Source organism: Micromonospora matsumotoense (genome assembly GCF_050951065.1).
Taxonomy (GTDB): Bacteria; Actinomycetota; Actinomycetes; order Mycobacteriales; family Micromonosporaceae; genus Micromonospora; species Micromonospora matsumotoensis.
This window is the reverse complement of the sequence record NZ_CP192025.1, coordinates 5,463,809-5,485,746: the sequence shown is the minus strand read 5'-3', so window position 1 is coordinate 5,485,746 and position 21,938 is coordinate 5,463,809. Positions and strand designations below refer to the sequence as shown.

At 73.5% G+C, this 21,938-nt stretch carries 16 protein-coding genes; 10 read left to right on the top strand and 6 right to left on the bottom strand.

The window, feature by feature from the left end; translation table 11 throughout:
- Window position 1: 1 nt before the first annotated feature.
- Both ACQP1S_RS23105 and ACQP1S_RS23100 read right to left on the bottom strand, forming a co-directional pair.
- Entirely contained in the window at window positions 2–1,300 is a 1,299-nt protein-coding gene (locus ACQP1S_RS23105; protein ID WP_357890975.1) for a DUF58 domain-containing protein, read from the bottom strand.
- A gap of 1 nt (window position 1,301) precedes the next feature.
- Complete coding sequence (locus tag ACQP1S_RS23100) at window positions 1,302–2,360, bottom strand: AAA family ATPase (protein WP_091237553.1); 1,059 nt, start codon at window positions 2,358–2,360, stop codon at window positions 1,302–1,304.
- 497 nt (window positions 2,361–2,857) lie between these two features.
- On the opposite strand from ACQP1S_RS23100, the gene leuS reads away from it, so the two are divergent.
- Complete coding sequence (gene leuS / locus ACQP1S_RS23095; protein ID WP_432899059.1) at window positions 2,858–5,722, top strand: leucine--tRNA ligase; 2,865 nt, start codon at window positions 2,858–2,860, stop codon at window positions 5,720–5,722.
- Window positions 5,723–5,743: 21 nt separating this feature from the next.
- Here the strand turns inward: leuS and ACQP1S_RS23090 are convergent, their stop codons facing one another.
- Entirely contained in the window at window positions 5,744–8,620 is a 2,877-nt protein-coding gene (locus ACQP1S_RS23090) for an AfsR/SARP family transcriptional regulator (protein WP_432899057.1), read from the bottom strand.
- Window positions 8,621–8,815: 195 nt separating this feature from the next.
- On the opposite strand from ACQP1S_RS23090, the gene ACQP1S_RS23085 reads away from it, so the two are divergent.
- Window positions 8,816–9,214: a hypothetical protein gene (locus ACQP1S_RS23085; RefSeq protein ID WP_091237547.1), complete on the top strand. Its 399-nt coding sequence runs from the start codon at window positions 8,816–8,818 to the stop codon at window positions 9,212–9,214.
- A gap of 26 nt (window positions 9,215–9,240) precedes the next feature.
- Window positions 9,241–9,912 carry a CHAP domain-containing protein gene (locus ACQP1S_RS23080; RefSeq protein ID WP_432899054.1) on the top strand — a complete coding sequence of 224 codons (672 nt, stop codon included), beginning with the start codon at window positions 9,241–9,243 and terminating at the stop codon, window positions 9,910–9,912.
- Between the two features lie 126 nt (window positions 9,913–10,038).
- Here the strand turns inward: ACQP1S_RS23080 and ACQP1S_RS23075 are convergent, their stop codons facing one another.
- Genes ACQP1S_RS23075 through ACQP1S_RS23065 form a run of 3 tightly spaced genes read right to left on the bottom strand, consistent with a single transcriptional unit; the run spans window position 10,039 to window position 12,699 of the window.
- Complete coding sequence (locus tag ACQP1S_RS23075; RefSeq protein WP_432899052.1) at window positions 10,039–10,743, bottom strand: TVP38/TMEM64 family protein; 705 nt, start codon at window positions 10,741–10,743, stop codon at window positions 10,039–10,041.
- Complete coding sequence (locus ACQP1S_RS23070) at window positions 10,740–11,462, bottom strand: type 1 glutamine amidotransferase (RefSeq protein ID WP_432899049.1); 723 nt, start codon at window positions 11,460–11,462, stop codon at window positions 10,740–10,742. The genes ACQP1S_RS23075 and ACQP1S_RS23070 overlap by 4 nt, the downstream gene beginning before the upstream one ends.
- Window positions 11,452–12,699: a MurT ligase domain-containing protein gene (locus tag ACQP1S_RS23065; protein ID WP_091237539.1), complete on the bottom strand. Its 1,248-nt coding sequence runs from the start codon at window positions 12,697–12,699 to the stop codon at window positions 11,452–11,454. The genes ACQP1S_RS23070 and ACQP1S_RS23065 overlap by 11 nt, the downstream gene beginning before the upstream one ends.
- Window positions 12,700–13,053: 354 nt before the next feature.
- Between ACQP1S_RS23065 and mraZ the strand changes: the two genes are divergently transcribed.
- The 7 genes from mraZ (at window position 13,054) to mraY (ending at window position 21,852) form a co-directional block, all read left to right on the top strand.
- Window positions 13,054–13,485, top strand: a complete 432-nt coding sequence (mraZ, locus tag ACQP1S_RS23060; RefSeq protein ID WP_091237536.1) for a division/cell wall cluster transcriptional repressor MraZ — start codon at window positions 13,054–13,056, stop codon at window positions 13,483–13,485.
- A 207-nt stretch (window positions 13,486–13,692) separates the two neighbouring features.
- The gene (rsmH, locus tag ACQP1S_RS23055) at window positions 13,693–14,802 is read left to right on the top strand and encodes a 16S rRNA (cytosine(1402)-N(4))-methyltransferase RsmH (protein WP_432908233.1); all 1,110 of its coding nucleotides are present in this window, start codon (window positions 13,693–13,695) and stop codon (window positions 14,800–14,802) included.
- Entirely contained in the window at window positions 14,799–15,395 is a 597-nt protein-coding gene (locus ACQP1S_RS23050; RefSeq protein ID WP_432899044.1) for a hypothetical protein, read from the top strand. Before rsmH ends, ACQP1S_RS23050 begins: the two co-directional genes overlap by 4 nt.
- Before the next feature lie 62 nt (window positions 15,396–15,457).
- Window positions 15,458–17,689, top strand: a complete 2,232-nt coding sequence (locus tag ACQP1S_RS23045; protein ID WP_432908230.1) for a peptidoglycan D,D-transpeptidase FtsI family protein — start codon at window positions 15,458–15,460, stop codon at window positions 17,687–17,689.
- A 52-nt stretch (window positions 17,690–17,741) separates the two neighbouring features.
- Window positions 17,742–19,304 carry a UDP-N-acetylmuramoyl-L-alanyl-D-glutamate--2,6-diaminopimelate ligase gene (locus tag ACQP1S_RS23040; RefSeq protein ID WP_432899041.1) on the top strand — a complete coding sequence of 521 codons (1,563 nt, stop codon included), beginning with the start codon at window positions 17,742–17,744 and terminating at the stop codon, window positions 19,302–19,304.
- Entirely contained in the window at window positions 19,301–20,719 is a 1,419-nt protein-coding gene (locus ACQP1S_RS23035) for a UDP-N-acetylmuramoyl-tripeptide--D-alanyl-D-alanine ligase (protein ID WP_432899038.1), read from the top strand. The genes ACQP1S_RS23040 and ACQP1S_RS23035 overlap by 4 nt, the downstream gene beginning before the upstream one ends.
- Complete coding sequence (mraY, locus tag ACQP1S_RS23030; protein ID WP_091237523.1) at window positions 20,716–21,852, top strand: phospho-N-acetylmuramoyl-pentapeptide-transferase; 1,137 nt, start codon at window positions 20,716–20,718, stop codon at window positions 21,850–21,852. The genes ACQP1S_RS23035 and mraY overlap by 4 nt, the downstream gene beginning before the upstream one ends.
- Window positions 21,853–21,938: the final 86 nt, after the last annotated feature.

Below are 21,938 nucleotides of genomic sequence, written 5' to 3'. Positions count from 1 at the left end.
CTCACCGGACCGCCCCGGCGACCGTCTCGGCGAGGGCCGCGCGCAGCGCGAAGCCCTGCGAACCGCGCCCCGCCTGTGGCCAGAGCACCGGTAGCTGACCGTCGTGGTCCACCCCGATGATCCGCCAGCCGCCCTGCAACAGGGCCAACGCGGCGGCGGCGTGGGTCTGTTCGGCCTCGAACCGGGCCCGTTCCGGCAGGCTGAGCCAGGTGGAACTGTTGAGCACGAAGCCGACACACGTCGCGCCGCTGCCGCGCAGCCCGCTCAGCAGCTCCGCCTCGCTGGTGGTCAGCGAGCCGAACAGCGCGATGATCAGGCCCCCGTCGGCGCGTTGCCGGACCCGCTGCACCAGGCTCGCCACGTCGCCGCGCTGGTCGAGCCGGACGTCGGCGAGCTGGTCGAGGAGCAGGCCGTCCCCGCTGGCCTCGGTGGCGTCCACGTCCACCCCGTCCCCGGTGACCAGGCGGAGCTTGTATCCGGCCTGCCGCAGGTGCGAGGCGATGCTGGCGGCGGCGGAGACCGACCACTCGAAACTGGCCGTCGGACCGTCGCCCCGGTGACCGTGCGCCCGGGTGTCCAGCAGCACCGTGGCCCGGCTCTCCCAGGGCTGCTCCTCCCGGCGCACCATCAACTCACCGGTGCGGGCGGTCGACTTCCAGTGCACCCGGCGCAGGTCGTCGCCCCGGCGGTATTCCCGGGTGGCGGCATCGTCCTCGCCGTGCACGGCCACCGACCGGGCCCGGCTGTCACCGCTGCCGGCGTACTCGCCGGGCAGGCGTACCGAGGGCAGCGGGGTGACCTGGGGGATCACGGTGAGCTGCTCGGTGCTGGGGAAGGCCCGGCTCAGCTCGCACAGCCCGAACGGGTCGGTCATCCGGACCACCAGGGGGCCCACCTCGTAGCGGCCGCGCACGTCGGCGCGGACCGTGTACGCCACCGAACTGGCCTGGTGCGCGCCGAGCCGTTCCAGCACCACCCGGGGCCGGCTGCCCAGCGCGTACGGCAGCCGGTCCTCCAGCAGCAGGGTGCCGGTGGGCAGCCGGGACATGTTCTGCAACCGCAGCACCACCCGGGAACTGGCCCCGACCGGCACCCGGTGCGGGTCCAGTGAGCGGTTGCAGGCCAGCTTGTACCGGGTCCGGCCGACGTACAGCGCGGCGAGCAGCGGCAGGACGCCGAGCAGCACCGCCACCCGCAGCAGGTCCCGTTCGCCGAGGATGCCGGCGGAGATCGCCGCGGCGATCGCCGCCGCCAGGAACGAACGGCCCCGGGTGGTCAGACCACGCAGCCCGGCACGCACGTCACGGCCTCCGCGGCTCGAACGGCGGGCGGCCGTTGCCGGCGGCGGGCCGGGGTGTGTCGTACCCGGTGGGGCGCTTGCGGTCGGCCGGCAGGGCCAGCCGGTGCACCAGCTCGGCGACGATCGCGTCGGTGGTGCGGCGGGCCAGCTGGGCGTCCGCGGTGGGGATGATCCGGTGCGCCAGCACCGGCACCGCGAGCGCCTGGAGGTCGTCGGGCAGCACGTAGTCCCGCCCCTCCAGGGCGGCCACCGCGCGGGCGGTGCGCAGCAGCTGGAGGGTGGCCCGGGGGGACGCGCCCAGCCGCAGGTCCGGGGCCTCCCGGGTGGCGGTGACCAGGTCGACGGCGTACTGCTTGACGGCGTCGGCGACGTGCACGTTACGGACGGTGGCGATCAGCCGCCGCACCGTGTCGGCGTCGGAGACCGGCCGCAGCTCCTGGAGCGGGTCGGCCGCACCGTGCCCGTCCAGCATGGCCAGCTCGGCCTCCGGGCCGGGGTAACCCATCGCGATGCGGGCGGTGAACCGGTCCCGCTGCGCCTCGGGGAGGGGGTACGTCCCCTCCATCTCGATCGGGTTCTGGGTGGCGATCACCATGAACGGCGTCTGGAGCTGGTAGGTCACCCCGTCGACCGTGACCTGGCGCTCCTCCATGCACTCCAGCAGTGCGGACTGGGTCTTCGGCGAGGCCCGGTTGATCTCGTCGCCGACCACCAGGTTGGCGAAGACCGCCCCCGGCCGGAACTCGAAGTCGTGCGTCTCCTGGTTGTAGACGCTGACCCCGGTGACGTCGCTGGGCAGCAGGTCGGGGGTGAACTGGATGCGCCGGACCGAGCAGTCGATGGACCGGGCGAGCGCCTTGGCCAGCTTGGTCTTGCCGACACCCGGGACGTCCTCGATCAGCAGGTGACCCTCGGCGAGCAGGACGGCCAGGGCGAGTCGCACCGTGGCTGTCTTGCCCTCGATGACCTGCTCGATGTTGGCCACGACGGCCTCGCTGGCGGCGCGGAACTCGTCGTGCGGCAGTACGCCGCCCACCTCGTCCCAGGTCTGTTGTGTCACGGGCCTTCTCCTCGTCGCGACGGCAGCTCGGTAAAGAGCACCTGGACCCGTCGTTCGGTTCGCAACGGGAAGCCTCGTCTGCCGCAGGAATCGCACTGGTCTCTCAGGCTAACCATGTTTGCGGTGAACGCCGAACCCTGCCGGAAGTCAGCCGGCCACACAGCGGATATTCGTCAGGTCGGGGGACCCGACGCGGCGGGGTGATCACGCAAGGTGACCGTCGGGTCGGGCGCGGTCCCCGGCCGGCGGAGGTCAGGGGGTACACTGCGGAACATGACCGGAGTCTCCCTGCTTCTTACCGGGCCGTGCTGATGCGCTGACGCGCGACAGCACGGCGGCCCCTCCTGTGCGAGGGGCTTTTTCGTGCCCGCGGCAGGGGCCCCGGGCCCTGACGCTCCCCAGATCCGACACGACCGCGCCGGTCCCGTCCGAGGGCACCGGTCCCCGATGATCGCGCCAGTGCGACATGACCGCGATGACCGCGCCAAGGAGAAGGCATGAGTGAGGCAGCTGCACCGGCGGGTGACATCCCCCCGTTCCGGTACACCGCGGTCCTGGCCGACGAGATCGAGCGTCGGTGGCAGGACACCTGGGCGCGGGAGGGCACCTTCCACGCCCCGAACCCGACCGGCCCGCTGGCCGACCCGGACCACCCGCGGGCGGGCGCGGAGAAGCTGTACGTGCTGGACATGTTCCCGTACCCGTCCGGTGCGGGGCTGCACGTCGGCCACCCGCTGGGCTACATCGGCACCGACTGCTACGCCCGTTACCAGCGGATGGCCGGGCGCAACGTGCTGCACGCGATGGGCTTCGACGCGTTCGGCCTGCCTGCCGAGCAGTACGCCGTGCAGACCGGCACCCATCCCCGGACGACCACCGTGGCCAACATCGCGCGGTACAAGACGCAGCTGCGCCGGCTGGGGCTGGCCCACGACGAGCGGCGCTCGGCGGCCACCATCGACACCGACTTCTACCGGTGGACGCAGTGGATCTTCCTGCAGATCTTCAACTCCTGGTACGACTCCGACGCCGCGAAGGCCCGGCCGATCGCCGAGTTGATCGCCGAGTTCACCGCCGGTGACCGGCCCACCCCGGACGGCCGGGCCTGGGCCGAGCTGACCGACGCCGAGCGGCGGCGGATCGTCGACGACCACCGGCTGGCGTACGTCTCGCAGGCGCCGGTGAACTGGTGTCCGGGGCTGGGCACCGTGCTGGCCAACGAGGAGGTCACCGCCGACGGCCGTTCCGACCGGGGCAACTTTCCGGTCTTCAAGCGTCACCTGAAGCAGTGGATGATGCGGATCACCGCCTACGGGGACCGGCTGCTGGACGACCTGGACACCCTGGACTGGCCCGAGTCGATCAAGCTGCAGCAGCGCAACTGGATCGGCCGGTCGACCGGCGCGCACATCGACTTCCCGACCGGGACCACTGATTCCGGTGTCGCGGGCGAAGCCCGCATCAGAGTCTTCACCACCCGGCCGGACACCATCTTCGGCGCCACCTACCTGGTGCTGGCCCCCGAGCACGAGTTGGTCGACGCGCTGGCCCCGGCCGCCTGGCCGGCCGGGACCCGGGACGCCTGGACCGGTGGGCACGCCAGCCCCCGGGCGGCCGTCGAGGCGTACCGCAAGGCGGCGGCGGCCAAGACCGACGTGGAGCGGCAGGCCGACACCAAGGAGAAGACCGGCGTCTTCGTCGGCGCGTACGCCACCCACCCGGTCACCGGCGGGCAGATCCCGATCTTCATCGCCGACTACGTGCTGGCCGGCTACGGCACCGGCGCGATCATGGCGGTGCCCGCCCAGGACGAGCGGGACTGGGCGTTCGCCGAGGTGTTCGAGCTGCCGATCGTGCGGACCGTGCAGCCGACCGACGGGTTCGCCGGGACGGCGTACACCGGGGACGGGCCGGCGATCAACAGCGCCGCGCCCGAGCGTGGCCTGGACCTGAACGGGCTGCGGGTGGCCGAGGCCAAGGCGGCGACGATCGGGTGGCTGGAGGCCAACGGCCACGGCGTCGGCGCGGTCACCTGGCGGCTGCGGGACTGGCTGTTCTCCCGGCAGCGCTACTGGGGCGAGCCGTTCCCGATCGTGTACGACTCCACCGGCGCGGCCATCGCGCTGCCCGAGTCGATGCTGCCGGTCGAGCTGCCCGAGGTGGACGACTTCTCGCCGAAGACGTTCGACCCCGACGACGCCGGGAGCAACCCGGAGACCCCGCTGTCCCGGCGGCGCGACTGGGTCGAGGTGGAGCTGGACCTGGGCGACGGGCCGCAGCGGTACACCCGGGAGACCAACGTGATGCCGCAGTGGGCCGGCTCCTGCTGGTACGAGCTGCGCTACCTGGACCCGACCAACACCGACCGGTTCGCCGACGCCGAGAACGAGCGGTACTGGATGGGGCCGCAGGCCGGAGGTGACTGCGGGGGCACCGACCTGTACGTCGGCGGCGCCGAGCACGCCGTGCTGCACCTGCTGTACGCCCGGTTCTGGCACAAGGTGCTGTACGACCTGGGCCACGTGTCGTCGTTCGAGCCGTTCCGCAAGCTGTTCAACCAGGGCATGATCCAGGCGTACGCGTTCACCGACCCGCGGGGCGTCTACGTGCCCGCGGAGGAGGTCGTCGAGGTCGACGGCCGCTGGTTCCACGGCGAGCAGGAGGTCACCCGGGAGTACGGCAAGATGGGCAAGTCGCTGCGCAACGTCGTCACCCCGGACGACATGTGCGCGGCCTACGGCGCGGACACCTTCCGGGTGTACGAGATGTCGATGGGCCCGCTGGAGGTGTCCCGCCCGTGGGAGACCCGGGCGGTGGTCGGGTCCTACCGGTTCCTGCAACGGGTCTGGCGGGCCGTGGTCGACGAGCAGACCGGCGCGCTGCGGGTCACCGACGCGTCCGCCGACGCGGAGACCTGCCGGCTGCTGCACCGGACCGTCGACGGGGTCCGGACCGACATGGAGGGCATCCGGTTCAACACCGCCATCGCCAAGCTGATCGAACTGACCAACGCGGTGACCCGGCTGGCGGAGACCCCCCGGGAGGTGGCCGAACCGCTGGTGCTGATGCTGGCCCCGTTCGCCCCGCACGTCGCCGAGGAGCTGTGGCGCACGCTGGGCCACGACACCTCCCTGGCGTACGCGGACTTCCCGACCGCCGACCCGGCGCTGCTGGTCGCCGAGACGGTCACCTATCCGGTGCAGGTCAACGGCAAGGTGCGGGGCCGGGTCGAGGTGCCCGCGGACGCGTCGCAGGACGTGGTCCGGGCGGCGGCCCTGGCGGCCGTCGCGTCCGCGCTGGCCGGCAAGGAACCCCGCAAGGTCATCGTGGTGCCGGGCCGGCTGGTCTCGGTCGTCGCCTGAGGCGCCGGGAAGGGCTCCTTGTCAGCGCTTCTGCGCAGCAAGGGGCCCTTCCTGACACCCTGTGCCGCCGGTCGGCGTGCGGCCGTGGCCGGCGGCGAGCCGGCCCCGGAGCTGCTCGGCTGCCGGATGTCCCATCTGCGTGAGGATCTCCAGCGCGCGGACCCAGCAGTGGCGGGCAGCCACCGGATCGCCGAGGACCTCGTGGTTGTCGCCGAGGTGCTGCAACGCCTCCGCCTCGTTGTAGCGGTGCCCCAACTCGCGGCTGAGCGCCAGCGCCCGCCGGAAGCAACGGGCCGCCCGCCGGTGGTGCCCGAGGTGGTGGTGGGCGTAGCCCAACGTGTCCCAGCTGTTCGCCTCGCCGAGCGCATCGCCGAGCCGCCGCTGCAGCACCAGCGCCCGCTGGCAGTAGCGCACCGTCTCGCGGTGTTCGCCGAGCACGGCATGGTCCCAGCCCACCGCGTTCAACGCCCGGGCCTCGCCCGCCTCGTGACCGGCGGCGCGAAAGAGCCGCAGCGCGACCTGATCGTGGCCCAGCGCGGTCGCCTGGTCACCCTCCTTCTCGCTGACCCAGCTCAGAGTCAGCAGGGTCTGCGCCTGGCCGACCTGGTCGGCCTGCTCCGCCAGCAGGGCCAGGGCCGACTCCAGGTGCGCCCGGGCCGACGGCAGCCGACCCGTCTCCGAGTAGGCGGCGGCGACGTCGCGATGTGCCTGCGCCGCCGCTGCCGGCTCGCCGGCGCGGTCGGCGGCGGCCAGTGCGTGTTTCTGCACGACGATCAGGTCCTCCCAGTAGCCCCGGCGGCTCAGGAAGGTGGTCAGCGCCGACGCCAGCTGCCACACGTGCCGGTCGAAGCCGTGCCGGCCGGCCATCTCGACCACCCGGACGAGGACCTGGTGCTCTTCGGCGAACCAGGCCAGGGCCCGGCCGCTGTCCGCAGGTGCCTCCGGCGTCACGCCGAGCCGCGCCGGTGGCGGCGTGATCGTGCTGCGCAGCGGGGACAGCCGTCCGTCGGCGGCCCGGGCGCTGTGTAGGTAGTGGTCCACGATCCGGTGCCGGGCCGCGCGGCGTACCTCCTCGGGCTTCGACTCCACCAGCTCGGCCGCGTACGCGCGCAGCAGGTCGTGGCAGCTGTACCGACCGGGCACCCGCTCCACCACCAGCTGTGCGCGGGCCAGCTCGGCCACGACGGGACGCGCCTGCCGTTCGGGCAGGGCGACGAGGCTGGCGGCGGCCCGGACCGAGATGTCCTGCCCCGGGTGCAGCGCGAGCAGGCGGAACATCCGGGCGGCGGGTTCGCCGAGGGCGCGGTACGACCAGGAGAAGACGGACCGTAGGTCGGTGGTCGGGTCCCCGGCGGCGAAGCCGTCGAGGCTGCCCTGCGACTCCGCGAGTTCGTGGGCCAGCGCGGTCAGCGAGAAGCCGGGATGGGCGGCCGCGCGGGCCGCCACGATCGCCAGGGCCAGCGGCAGCCGGGCGCACCGTTCGATGATGCCGTCGACCGACCCCGGCTCGGCGGCCATCCGACCGTCGCGCAGCCGTGTCGCCAACAACTCGCGGGCCTCGGCCACGGTGAGCAGGCCGAGCGTGATCGGGCGTGCGCCCTCGACGGCCACCAGGCCGGGCAGCTGCGACCGGCTGGTGACCACCACCGCGCATCCCGGCGTGCCGGGCAGCAGCGGGCGCACCTGCTCGGCGTCCCGGGCGTTGTCCAGCACGATCAGCATCCGTCGTGGTGACAGCAGGGAACGGTAACGGCCGGCCCGGCCCTCCCGGCTCGACGGAATCTGCTCCGGCGGCACCTGCAACACATCGAGAAAGAGCCGCAGGGCCTCGTCGCCCGAGAGTGCCGCGCCACCGGGGTCGAAGCCGCGGAGATTGACGTAGAGGCATCCGTCCGGCAGGTCACCGGCCAGCAGGTGCGCGAGTCGGACGGCAAAGCTGGTCTTACCCACTCCGGCCGCGCCGGTGACCAGCAGGATCTGGTTCCGGGAGGGGGCCAGGCAGTGCCGCCGGGCGTCGTCGAGTTCGGCGGCCCGGCCGACGAACTGTGGTGGGTTCGGCGGCAGCAGATCGAGCGGCGGCGGCGTGGACCTGGCAGCGACCGGCGTCGGCGTCGCGACGGGCAACTCCTCGCGGCGCAGGATCGCCGTGTGCAGCCGCTGCAACTGAGGCGCCTCCATGCCCCGGGCCCGCAGCAGGGCCGCGCCCTGACGGCACACCTCGGCGGCCTCGTCCACCCGCTGCTCGGCGTAGAGGGCCAGCGCGAGCAGGCGGCGCAGGCCCTCGTCGTACGGAAACTGGGCGACCGCGCCGGTGAGATCGCCGGCCGCTGCGGAGTGCCGGCCCAGCGCGATCAGCGCCTCGGCCGACCCCCGTCGGGCCGTGCGGCACAGCGCCTCCAGCCGGGCCACTTCGGACAGGGCGTACGGCCGGTCGGCCACGTTGGCGAATGCCGGCCCGCGCCAGCGGGCCAGTGCGGTGCCGAAGAGTTCCGTGGCGGGCAGGAAACCGGTGGGATCGCCATGGTCGAGCAGCCGCCTACCCTGCGTGATCTCCTCTTCGAACAGGTGGGCGTCCAACTGGTCGGGCGGAAGGTCCAGGCGGTACGCCAGGCCGGCGCCGGTGCCGACGGTGGTCACGACCGCCTCCCCGGCGTTGCCCTGTCGACCGGGGGCCAGGGTGCGACGCAGATGCGAGACGTGGCTGCGCAGGGTCGCCGCCGCGCCGTCACCGGCCCCGGCATCCCAGAGGAGGTCGACCAGCCGGTGGGCCAGCACCGGCCGGCCCAGCGCGAGGACCAGCACGGAGAGGAGTTCCGCCTGCCGGGGGCCGAGCGGCACGGTGACGCCGTCCCGTTCGACCTCCAGGGGACCGAGTACGGCGATCCGTAGCTGCGCCATCCGAATGCCCCCGAGCCCTTCGCATCTCGCCTCGCCGCACAGTGTATGGATTCGAAGCAATTATCGCGTGCGGGATTTGCACGCGTCTTCCACGCCGGTTCCACGGGGTGCCGGGAGGGTGTGCCTGCACGGGGCGGGAGAACCACCCCGGGACGTCGGGAACAGGCGACGTCCACACACCACACGGGAGGACACGTGAACAGAACCTGGCTACGCGGTCTGCGCATCGCCGTCGCCACCGGCCTGGTCGGATCCGCCGCGATCGTGCTGTCGCCCACGGCGGCCTCGGCGGCGGCCTGCCGCACGGGCACGAGCACGATCTCCGGCGCGAGGCTGCAATACCAGATCTGCCCGGAGGCGGTCACCACCGGCCTGAGCTACTTCCTGGAGGACACGGCCAAGGACGGTCGCCGCGCCGAGGTGTGGCTCCGCACCCCGAGCACCTCGTCCTCCGGCGTCAAGCTCGACGAGGCGACCCGCGGCGCCGGCGACTGGGCCGAGGACGAGTGGTACGGCCCGTTCAGCTCCGGCGTCTCCCTGAAGGTCTGCACCAGCGACGCCAACACCGACCGACGCTGCGGTTCCTGGCTGTGAGCCGGAGACAGGAGACTCGATTCCCCATGAAATCCATCCGCATGGCCCTGGTGGCCGTGGTCGCCACCGCCGCGGGCCTCGTCGTCGGCCCCGGCGTCGCGCACGCCGCCGACACCCAGCTCGGCATCGACGTCGGCAACATCGCCTGGGAGCAGTACACCTCCACCAACTCGGACGTGGCCTACCGGCTGAAGGAGCGCAGCGGCGCGGACTGCAACTTCTACACCGGCTTCTGGGCCGACCCGAACAACGACCGGTACGACGGTTCGGGCTACGGCACGTGCGGACCGGTGAGCCCGGGCTACATGTACCGCAACGGGTCGAAGACCTGGGACGACGTGCGGTGGCGGGCGCGGGCGTGGTGCGCCGACTTCGCGAAGTTCGCCTTCTACTGGGGCGGCGCGAAGTACACCGGGCTCACCGCCGCCGCCGGCAGCTTCCGCACGTACGGCATCAACAACGGCACCTGGCACGGCCGCGGCAGCGGTTACGTGCCGCGCAAGGGTGACGCGGCGGTCTACGACTGGGACGGCAACGGAAGCTACGACCACGTCGCGATCGTCACCTCGTACTACGACACCACCACCGACGGCAACCACTACGTGGTCGGCGGCAACCAGTCGAACGCGGTGACGCACGTCCTGCACGGCAACTGGGAGTCGGGCGTCGTCGGTTACGCGTCACCGGCGAAGAAGTAACCCCCCGTTGCGGGTGCGCGACCGGTCCGGGGCTGCGCGGCCCCGGACCGGTCGCGTGGTGCGCGGACCGGCCGGCGCGGTGTCCCGGGCGACCGGATGCGGTCGCCGCGGGTTGCGCCGACCAGGTCAGCCCGGGCCGGGCCGGCGCTGCCGCTCGGCCCGCCACCACTGGTACGCCAGCACCGCGCTGGCGATCAGCCCGAGGCTGGCCGGGGCGGCGGCGTACCAGTTGATGTGGCCGGGGGAACTGGCCGCCGCGCCGATGGCGGCGTAGCCGAAGGCGGTCGGGGCGGAGGCCAGCACGCTGCCGGTCAGGAACGGCAGCACCCGGGCCCCGGTGGTGCCGTAGCCGTAGCTGACCAGCCCGAATCCGGCGATCGGCAGCATCCGTACGGTGATCACGCCCAGCACGCTCTGCCGGGCGAACCAGCCGTCCAGCCGGGCCAGCCGGCCGCGTACCCGTTCGGCGACGAACTCCCGCCCCAGCACCCGGCCGACGGCGAAGCCGAGCGCGGCGGCCAGCAGCGCCGCGCCCAGCGCGTACGCCGCGCCCTCCAGCGGGCCGAAGACGGCCCCCGCCGCGAGCGTGACGAAGGTACGCGGGACCAGTGCCACCAGCAGCAACGCCCCGATGACGACCCCGGCGACCGGGGCGTACCCGCCGAGGGTGCCGGCGAGCCGGGGCAGCTCGGTGAGGTCCGGACGGGGTGCCAGCAGCAGCAGCGCCGCGAACCCGGCGAGCATGACCAGCAACAGGACGAACCGGCGTGCGGACGGCTGGCCGAACGACCGCCGGGCGGCGGCGATCGCGGCCGCCCGACGGTGGGTCATGTCCGGGCGGCGGCGGCCACCGCGGCGCGGCGTTCGGAGCGGAGCCGGTCGGTCCAGGTGTCGTCCAACGGCGGGAGCTGGTGGCTGCCGGTGGCCCAGCGCAGCAGCAGGTCGGCCAGGGCCGGGTTACGGGCCAGCGCCGGCCCGTGCGAATAGGTGCCCAGCAGGCTGCCCCGCCAGGCCCCCTCGGTGACGCCGTCGTTGCCGACCCCGGCGCTGACCCGGGCCAGCGGGGACACACCGGGGCCGAGGTGGGTCCGGCCGCCGTGGTTCTCGAACCCGGACAGCGCCGGCACCCCCAGCCTCGGGTCGATCTCGCCGGCCAGCTCGCCGACCGCCCGGGTGGGACCCCGGTCGGAGGAGAGGTCGAGCAGCTCCAGCCCGGCGCATTTGGTGCCCTTGGCGAAGAAGGAGGTGCCGAGGAGTTGGTAGCCGGCGCAGACGCCGAAGACCACCGAGCCCTGGGCGGCGGCCCGGTGCAGGCCGCCGTCGGCGCGCAGCCGCTGCGCGCCGAGCGCCTGTGGGCCGTCCTCGCCGCCGCCGAGCAGATAGATGTCGGCGGTGGCGGGCAGCCGCTGGTCGGAGCGGACCTCCAGCACCTCGACCGGCATCCCGCGCTGCTGCGCCCGGCGGGCCAGGATCAGCAGGTTGCCCCGGTCCCCGTAGGTGGAGAGCAGGTCGGGGTAGATCCAGACGATGCGCAGGCTCTCAGTTGACACGGTCCAACTCCGCTCGGATGTCCTGGAAGGCGGTGTAGTTCGCGATGACCTCCAGCCGGCCCGGCGGGACCGCCCGGACCGCCTCGCCGAACGCCCGGACGTGCTGGAACGGCACCCCGTTGACGTCGAGCCGGACCGCCAGGTCGTACGCCCGGTCACCGGTGATCAGCACCTGCCGGCCGCGCAGCGGCGCGAAGTCGACGTCGAAGAGCCAGGAGGTGTCCAGCCCGTCGGGGTCGCGGGCGTTGATGGAGAGCAGGGTGGGCGCCTCGTCTGCCATGTCGAACGCCTCCAGCCAGCTGGCCGGGTTCTTGGCCAGCAGCAGCCGGATGTTGCGACCGTCCCGGTCGACCTGGGCGTACCGGCCGGCGACCGAGCTCACGGTGTGCAGCCGGGAGACCGCGTCGACGGGGCGTACCCCGAACTCGGCGGCGACGGCGAGGGCGGTGGCCGCGTTGCCGAGGTTGACCTTGCCGGGGAGCTGGAGGGTCACCTTGTGCCAGGCCCCGGTGGGGTCGAGCACCCCGTCGTCCTCCACCGTCCACTGGGCGTCCGGGCGGCGCAGCGGGCAGCCGGTGCACCACCACTGCTCGCCGGAGCGCTGGATGGTGGAACCGCACTCCGGGCAGACCCAGGAGTCGTCGTGCCAGCGTTGGCCGGCGCTGAACCAGGTGACGTGCGGCGGTCGGACGCCCTGTGCGGGGTCGGCCGGTGGGGTGGCCGCCCAGACCACCATCGGGTCGTCGGCGTTGGCCACCACCCGCACGTCGGTGTGCCGGACCAGCGCGGCCCGCCAGAGCTGCGCCATCATGGCCACCTCCTTGGCCCGGTCGAGCTGGTCGCGGGAGAGGTTGAGCAGGGCCACCACGTGCGGTTCGGTGGCCTCCAGCACCTGCGCGAGATAGTGCTCGTCGACCTCCAGCACCGCGTACGGGGTGCTGCCGGCCTTGGCCAGCGCCGAGGTGTGCCCGGTGGGCATGTTGGCGCCGAAGGAGTTGGTCGCGACCCGGCCGAGCACGCCGACGGCGGCGGCGCTGAGCCGGGTGGTGGTGGTCTTGCCGTTGGTGCCGGAGACCAGCGCGATGGCGCGCCCGGCCGAGAGGTGGGCCAGCAGGTCCGGGTCGATCTTCAGCCCGATCCACCCGCCGATCACCGAGCCGTCGCCCCGGCCGGCGGCGCGCGACAGTGCCGCGGCGGTCCTCGACACGGAGCTGGCCACCTTCGCCCGCAGGGGCATCTTCGCGTCTGTCACCCGAGCGAGGTTACCGGACCTCCGCGCCCGCCAGATCGCCGCCGACGGCGAACCGTTCGGTCGGGGTGGGCCGGGCATCCGGTCGGCGGACGCTCCACCGGATGGAGTCGATCAATGTCGGGTAGCGGACGCGGGGCGGGAGCGCTCCGCCCCTCCACTTTGCTCCACCGGCTCTGACGTGCGGTTTTAGCCGCGACGGCGACGCGCCGGGCGGGCGATTCTGGTTGCAGGTGGAGGGAAGTGGAGTAGAGTGGGGCGCATTGGTGAGGCCGGGAGGGCCCACCGGCCCAGGGGGTCAGCGGCGCCGCGAACGCCGCTCAGGGCGAGGGGGTTGGGCCGATGTTCCTCGGCACCCACACTCCGCGCCTGGACGAAAAGGGCCGGCTGATCCTTCCGGCCAAGTTCCGGGACGAACTGGCGGGGGGTGTCGTGATCACCAAAGGACAGGATCGCTGTCTCTACGTCTTCCCCACGCCCGAGTTCCAGCGGATCGCCGACCAGTTGCGCGCGCAGCCGATGACGAACAAGGCGGCCCGGGCCTACAGCCGGGTCTTCTTCGCCAGCGCGCACGACGAGGTCCCCGACAAGCAGGGCCGGGTCACCATCCCCGCCCACCTCCGGTCGTACGCCGCGCTCGACCGGGACCTGGTGGTGATCGGGGCGAGCACCCGGGTGGAGGTCTGGGACCGGGCGGCCTGGGAGACCTACCTCGCCGAGAGCGAAGACGACTTCGCCGACATCGAGGAGGGGGTGCTGCCCGGCGGTCTGTAGGGCGTGGCGACGCCCGACGTACTGCGAGATCTCCAGCCGCTTTCGAGTTCCTGGCGCCCCTTCCCCGGTGCCAGGGGCACGATCTCCACCCCGGGCCGTGGCCCGGGGCCGGAGCGGGAGCGGATGGGGATCTGGCGGTACGACGGCACGACGTCGTCCGACGAGCAGAGCGCGACACGAAGAACTATTTCCACAGTGGGGGTCGACATGGGGGAGCTACGCGGCACGCACGTGCCGGTGCTGCTCGAGCGGTGTCTCGAGCTGCTGGCCCCCGCGCTGGACCGGGGCGGCCGGACGGTCCACGTCGATGCCACGCTGGGCCTGGCCGGGCACGCCGAGGCGGTGCTGGAACGGCATCCGCACACGGTGCTGATCGGCCTGGACCGGGACACCGAGGCCCTGGCGCACGCCCGGGTCCGGCTGGCCCGGTTCGCCGACCGGATCCACCTGGAGCACGCCGTCTACGACGAACTGCCCGAGGTGGTGGCGCGGCTCGGCTATCCGGGCATCGACGGGGTGCTGTTCGACCTGGGTGTCTCCTCGCTGCAGCTCGACGCGCCCGACCGCGGGTTCGCCTATGCCCAGGACGCGCCGCTGGACATGCGGATGGACCAGACCCGGGGGGTGACCGCCGAAGAGGTGGTCAACAGCTACTCCCACCCTGATCTGGCCCGGGTGCTGCGGGTCTACGGCGAGGAGAAGTTCGCCGGCCGGATCGCCTCGGCGGTCCTGCGGGAGCGGGAGCGGGGCCGGATCACGTCCTCGGCCCGGCTGGCCGAACTGGTCAGGGAGAGCATTCCGGCACCAGCACGACGAACCGGGGGACACCCGGCCAAGAGAACGTTTCAGGCTTTACGGATCGAGGTAAACAGGGAACTGGCAGTGCTGGAGACGGCGCTGCCGGCCGCCCTCGACACGCTCGATGTGGGCGGCCGCATGGTGGTCCTGTCCTACCACTCGTTGGAGGACCGGCTCACCAAGCAGGCGCTCGCCGACCGGGTCCGCAGTAAGGGCCCGGTCGACCTCCCGGTGGAGCTGCCCGGGTCGGGTCCGACGTTCCGGCTGCTCAGCCGGGGCGCCGAACTCGCCGGGGAGGCGGAGGTCACCGCGAACCCGCGGGCCGCATCGGTCCGGTTGCGGGCGGCGGAGCGACTCGACCCGGCCACCGGGCAGCAGGGGCGGACCGACCGCGAACGGTCCCGCCGACGGGTCAGGGCGACGCACCAACCGGAAACGGGGTCGACGGCGGGTCCCACAGTGGATCTGGGGTCGTCACCGGGGGACGGCAGGACGGACGAACAGGGGGAGGGGACATGAACGTCAACAAGCGTGACGGCCGCGACGCGGCCGTCGGGCAGCGCGCACCGCGGTCGGGGGGCCGGACCACGGCGCAGCGCACGAACCGCACCGCGACGCCGGCGGACCTCGCCGGTCAGCAGGGGGAGGCTCGCCGGGGGGCGCGCGAGTTCCCCACCCAGGGCAGCGCCGCGCTGCGGCCGGCAGAGCAGCCGGCCACCCGGGCCACCGGCACCGGGTCACCCCGGCTGCGGGTGGCGCCGCCGCCGCCGGTCCGGGTGCCCCGGGCGCCGTTCGCGGCGCTGATCGTGGTGCTCGTGGTCGGCGGGGTGCTGGGCATCCTCGCGGTCAACACCAAGATCAACGAGAATGCCTTCAAGCTCCAGCAGCTCCAGCAGCAGCAGGCCCGTCTCGACGTCGACCAGCAGCAGTTGGAGAAGGAGATCGAGGAGGCCAAGGAGCCGGGCAACCTGACCGCCGAAGCCCGCAAGCTGGGCCTGGTCGAGGCGGGCGAACCGGCGTACATCCGGCTGCCGGACGGTCGGCTGATCGGCGTGCCGCAACCGGCCGACGGGCAGCCGGCGATCACCAGCCAGCAGGGCAACGGGGGGTAGCGTCCGTGCCACCGAGATCGGACGAACCGCGCCGGGACGCCACAGGCTCCCGGCGCGGTGCGATTCGTGGTGGGACCGCCCGGGGCGGTGAGCCACGGACCGGTGAGCCACCCGCCACCGGACCGCGCACGGGGGAGTCCCGCACCGGGGAGCCCCGGGCCGGGGACGTCGGGGGGATCTCCGACGCGCGGGCGTACACGCCACGGGGCCGGACCATCCGGGAGAGCAGCGAGGAACGGGGCGGTCAGCGGCGTACCCCCCGGGCCGGCCGGTCCGGCGACCCGTTCCGCCCCGCCCTCCAGGTGCTCGACGGCGGTCGGGCCGCCGCCAACCGGGCCGGCCGCCGGGAGGCCGCCCCGACCAGGCGCACCGGTGTCATCCGGACCGTGCCGACCCGGGCCGCCCCCGACGACGACGAGTTCGCCGAGCCGCCCGCGCCGCGCCGTCGCCCCGGCCGCACCACCCCGCGTCGCACCGACACGTCCGGCCGGGGTGCCCCGCGCCGCACCGAGGCGCCCCGCCGTACCGACCGGCCCGCCGGCCGACGACCGGTGCGCAAGCCGCGCCGCCCGCCGAAGCTGGCCGAACCGCGTCGCCGACTGCGGCTGGGCACCGTGCTCGTGCTGGCGGTCTTCGCCGTGATCGGCATCCGGCTGGTCGTCCTGCAGGCCGTGGACACCCCGGCGTACGCCGGCGGTGGCGTCGGCAACCGGCTCAGCCGGGTCGACCTGCCGGCCCCGCGCGGGTCGATCGAGGACCGCACCGGCGCCCCGCTGGCCCGCAGCATCGAGGCGCGGTACGTCTTCGCCGACCCGACGATGGTCAAGGACCGGACGGAGACCGCGAAGCTGCTCTCCCCGCTGCTCGGCGTCCCCGCCTCCGAACTGGCCGAGAAGATGAAGCGCCAGGGCGAACTCCAGTTCCGCTACCTGGCCCGGGGTGTCGACATCGCCCGGGCCAAGCAGATCGAGGCGCTCGACCTCGCCGGCATCGGCACCCACCGCGACGAGCGTCGCGAGGTGCCCGGCGGCGACCTCGCCGCCAACCTGGTCGGCTTCACCAGCCTGGACCTGGACGCCCTGGAGGGGTTGGAGGCCCGCTACGACGACCTGCTGCGGGGGCAGGACGGCCGGTGGGTCTACGAGGCCGGCGCGGGCAACCTGAACGCGGCGATCCCCGGCGGCTACAGCCAGACCACCGCTCCCAAGCCGGGCAGCTCGCTGGTGCTCACCATCGACCGGGACCTCCAGTTCCAGGTGCAGCAGATCCTCAGCCGGCAGATGGCGCAGACCCGGGGCGCGATCGGCGCGGCCGTGGTGCTCGACGCCAAGACCGGTGAGGTGCTGGCCCAGGCCAGCAACCCCACCTACAACGCGGCCACGCCGGAGCAGAGCCGACCCACCGACCGGGAGGACGCGGCCACCAGTTTCGTGGTCGACCCGGGCTCGGTGCACAAGGCGATCACCTACGGCGCGGCCCTGCAGGAGGGGGTCATCACCCCGGACAGCGCCTGGCCGGTCGCCAACACCGTCACCAGGGGCGGGGTGACCTTCCGGGACACCCACCCGGCCGAGGGCAAGAAGCTGAGCGTGGCCGGGATGCTGGCCTACTCGTCCAACGTCGGCACCATCGAGATCGGCGACCGGCTCGGCCCGGACCGGCTGATCGACTACCAGAAGCGGTTCGGGTTGGGCCAGCCCACCGGCGAGGGGATGCCCGGCGAGGCGTCCGGACGGCTGCTCCCGGCCGACCAGTGGAGCGGTTCGTCGTACGGGTCGGTGCCGATCGGGCACAGCGTCGACGCCACCCCGCTGCAGATGGCCGCCGCGTACGCCACCATCGCCAACGACGGCACCTACGTGCAGCCGCACCTGATCAAGGAGGTGGTCGGGGCGGACGGCAAGCGCACCCCCTCCGCCGCCCCGGTCACCCGTTCGGTGCTCAGCCCGCAGAACGCCGCCGCGCTGCGCACCCTGCTGGAGGCGGTCACCACCGTCGACGGCGCGACCGGCCGGGCCGCCGCGGTGCCCGGCTACCGGATCGCCGGCAAGACCGGCACCGGCCTGCGCTACGTCGACGGCAAGCAGCAGCCCGGCGAGGTGGGGTCGTTCATCGGGATGGCCCCCGCCGAGGCACCCCGGTACGTGGTGGCGGTCTTCGTGTGGAACCCCGAGGGCGGTGGCGGCGCGGTCGTCGCACCGGCGTTCCGCGAGATGATGGGCTTCACGCTGCGTCACTACCGGGTCCCGCCGTCGCGCGGGAAATCCCCCAACTTCGAGGTCTTTCCGCGCTGACCGGGAACGGCGGGACATCATCGGTGAGTGCCGACGAACCACCGGGGCGGCTGTGCGGCCGGAACCGGACGACCGGGTAGGGTCTGACGCCGTGCCCGGCAATCCACGCCCCCGTACCGTGCCCGGAGTCCGGATCGGCGACCTCGCCGACCGGCTCGCCGTAGCGCCGCCGGCAGACGCCGCCGAGCTGGTCGTGACCGGGGTGACCCACGCCAGCCAGGAGGTGCGCCCCGGCGACCTGTACGCCGCGCTGCCCGGCGCCCGTCGGCACGGCGCGGAGTTCGCCGCCGGTGCCGCCGCGGCCGGCGCGGTGGCCGTGCTGACCGACCCGTCCGGTGCGGTGGCGGCCGGCGCGACCGGGCTGCCCGTCCTGGTGACGCCCGACCCGCGGGCCGTGCTGGGCGAGCTGGCGGCCGCGGTCTACGGCGACCCGACCGACGGACTCACCGTGATCGGGGTGACCGGCACCGCCGGCAAGACCTCCACCGCCTACCTGATCGAGTCCGGGCTGCGCGCCGCCGGTCACGTCACCGGCCTGATCGGCACGGTGGAGACCCGGCTGGGCGACCTGGTGATCGACAGCGTCCGGACCACCCCGGAGGCCACCGACCTGCACGCCCTGCTCGCCGCCGCGCGGGAGCGCGGGGTGACCGCGGTGGTCATGGAGGTGTCCAGCCACGCCCTGGCGATGGGCCGGGTCGGCGGGGTCCGGTTCGCCGTGGGCGGCTACACCAACTTCGGCTCCGACCACCTCGACTTCCACGCCGACTCGGCCGACTACTTCGCCGCCAAGGCGAAGCTGTTCGACGGGCGTTGCCGGGTCGAGGTGCTCAACCACGACGACGCGGCCCTGCGCCCGCTGTTCCGCCCGGCGACGGTCAGCTACTCGGCGGCCGGCGACCCGACCGCCACCTGGTGGGCCGACCGGGTCGGCGGCGAGGGCTACGCCCAGCGCTTCACCGCGCACGGCCCCGACGACCTGGTCCTGCCCGCCGGGGTGGCCCTGCCCGGCCGGCACAACGTGGCGAACGCGCTGCTCGCCGTCGCCTGCCTGGTCGCCGCCGGGGTCGACCCGGTGACCGCCGCCGCCGGGGTGGCCGCCTGTGGCGGGGTGCCCGGCCGGTTGGAACTGGTCAGCGGGGACGCGCCGGTGCGCGGGGTGGTCGACTACGCGCACAAGACCGACGCCGTGGTGGCCGCCCTGGCCGCGCTGCGCGCCACCGGCGCCGGCCGGTTGATCTGCGTCATCGGCGCCGGTGGCGACCGGGACCGGGGCAAGCGGCCGGTGATGGGTGCCGCCGCCGCCCGGGGCGCCGACGTGGTGCTGGTGACCGACGACAACCCGCGCACCGAGGACCCGGCGACGATCCGGGCCGAGGTGCTGGCCGGGGCGTACGGGGCCGACGCCGCCGCCGAGGTCATCGAGGTGCCGGGCCGGCGGGAGGCGATCGCCGAGGCGGTGCGGCTGGCCGAGCCGGGGGACGTGGTGGCGCTGCTCGGCAAGGGACACGAACGCGGTCAGGAGATCGCCGGCCAGGTGCACCCGTTCGACGACCGCACCGAGCTGGCGGAGGCGCTGCGCGTCCGCTTCGGCGACCTGGCGGGTCAGCGGTGATCCCGCTGAGCCTGGCCGAGGTCGCCTCGGCGGTCGGTGGTCGACTGCACGCCGCCGACCCGGCCGCCCGGGTCACCGGTCCGGTCGAGTTCGACTCCCGCAAGGTCGTCGCCGGGGCGCTCTTCGTCGCCTTCCCCGGCGAGCGGGTCGACGGACACGACTACGCCGCCGGTGCGGTCGCCGACGGCGCGGTGGCGGTGCTCGGCACCCGGGAGCTACCCGGGGTGCCGATGGTGCTGGTGGACGACGCGCTGGCCGCACTGGGCCGGCTGGCCCGGACCGTGGTGGACCGGCTGCCCGGACTCACCGTGATCGGGCTGACCGGTTCGTCGGGCAAGACCACCACCAAGGACCTGATCGCCCAGCTCGCCGTCCGGCTCGGCCCGACGGTGGCCCCGCCCGGGTCGTTCAACAACGAGCTGGGCCACCCGTACACCGCGTTGCAGGCCACCGCGCAGACCAGGTACCTGGTGATGGAGCAGGGCGCCCGGGGCGTCGGGCACGTCCGTTACCTCTGCGACGTGGTGCCGCCGCAGATCTCGGTGGTGCTCAACGTCGGGGTCGCGCACCTGGGCGAGTTCGGTTCGGTGGAGAACATCGCCCTGGCCAAGGGGGAGCTGGTGGAGGCGCTGCCGGCCGAGGGGCTGGCCGTGCTCAACGCCGACGACCCGCTGGTCGCCGCGATGGCGTCCCGCACCGCCGCCCGGGTGGTCCGCTACGGCGAGTCCGCCGACGCCGACGTCCGCGCGGTGGACGTCACCCTGGACGGGCGGGGTCGGCCGTCGTACACGTTGGTCACCCCGGAGGGGACCGCGCCGGTGCGGCTCGGCCTGACCGGCCGGCACCAGGTCTCCAACTCGCTCGCCGCGGCGGCGGTCGCCCGCGAGCTGGGCATGCCGCTGGCCGAGCTGGCGGCGGCCCTGGGCGACCTGGGGCTGGTCTCCACCCGCCGGATGGACGTCTTCGCGCGTCCCGACGGGGTGACCGTGATCGACGACTCGTACAACGCCAACCCGGCCTCGACGGCGGTGGCGTTGCGCGCGCTGGCCGGGATGCACCGGGGTGGGCGGACGTTCGCCGCGCTGGGCTACATGGCCGAGCTGGGCGAGTACGAGGACGAGGGGCACCGGGAGGTCGGCCGGCTCGCGGCCGAACTCGGTGTCGACCGGCTGCTCGTGGTGGGTGAGCCGGCCGCGCCGATCCACGAGGGCGCGACAGCGGTAAGTGACTGGGGAGGAGAGTCGGTGCTGCTCACCGATCAGGCGGCGGCCGTCGAGGTGCTGCGCAGCGAGCTACGGCCGGGAGACGTCGTCCTGGTGAAGGGCTCCCGGTACCGCACCTGGGAGGTCGCCGACGCGCTGCGGGTCGACGCCTCCGGTGCCGGGGCCAGCGCGGGCGCGGGGGGTGCCGCGTGAGGGCGGTCATCGTCGCCATCGGCGTGGCGTTCCTGGTGTCGTTGCTGGCCACCCCGCTCGCGATCAAGGTGTTCGCCCGGCTCAAGGCCGGCCAGCCGATCCGCTCGAACCTCGGGCTGGCCAGCAACGAGGGCAAGAAGGGCACACCGACGATGGGCGGCGTGGTCTTCATCCTGGCCACGGTGATCGCGTACGTCGCCGGTCACCTCGCCCTGACCACCCTGCCGGACGCGCAGATCGCCCAGGTCGAGCCGACCATCACCGCGCTGGTGCTGCTGGGGCTGATGGTCTTCTCCGGGGCGGTCGGCTTCATCGACGACTTTCTCAAGGTGCGCAAGCGGCACAGCGGTGGGCTCAACAAGCGCGGCAAGCTGTTCGGGCAGATCCTGGTCGGGGCGATCTTCGGGGTGGTCGCGCTCTACTTCCCGAGCAGCATGACCGACGCCAGCGGCGCGACGACCAACACCGAGACCGTGGGCAGCAGCACGCTGAGCTTCATCCGGGACATCCCGGCCCTGGAGATCGGCAAGATCGCCTCGGTGATCGTGATCATCCTGGTGGTGATGGCGGCGACCAACGGGGTCAACCTCACCGACGGCCTGGACGGGCTGGCCACCGGCGCGTCGGTGATGGTCCTCGCCGCGTACGCGTTGATCGCGTTCTGGCAGTACCGGCACTGGTGCGCCGACCCGACGTACACCGCCAACCCGGACAACTACTGCTACGCCGTCCGGGACCCGTTGGAGATCGCGCTGATCGCCGGGGCGGCGGCCGGGGCGTGCGTGGGCTTCCTGTGGTGGAACACCTCGCCGGCCCGGATCTTCATGGGCGACACCGGCGCGCTGGGCCTCGGTGGCCTGATCGCCGGGATGGCGATGTCCACCCGGACGATCCTGCTGCTGCCCATCCTCGGCGGGCTCTTCGTGATCATCACGATGTCGGTGGTGATCCAGATCATCTCGTTCCGGACCACCGGCAAGCGGGTGTTCCGGATGTCCCCGCTCCAGCACCACTTCGAGCTGGCCGGCTGGAGCGAGGTCAACATCGTGGTCCGGTTCTGGATCATCGCGGGCATCGGGGTGGCCATCGCGCTCGGCCTGTTCTACAGCGACTTCCTGGCCAGCATGGGCTGATCGCGCGCCGGGTCCAGTGCCGGCCCGCGTGCCGGTTCCGGCCGGCCCGGACCCGCCGCCGGACGACCACGGACGCGGGCTCCTCC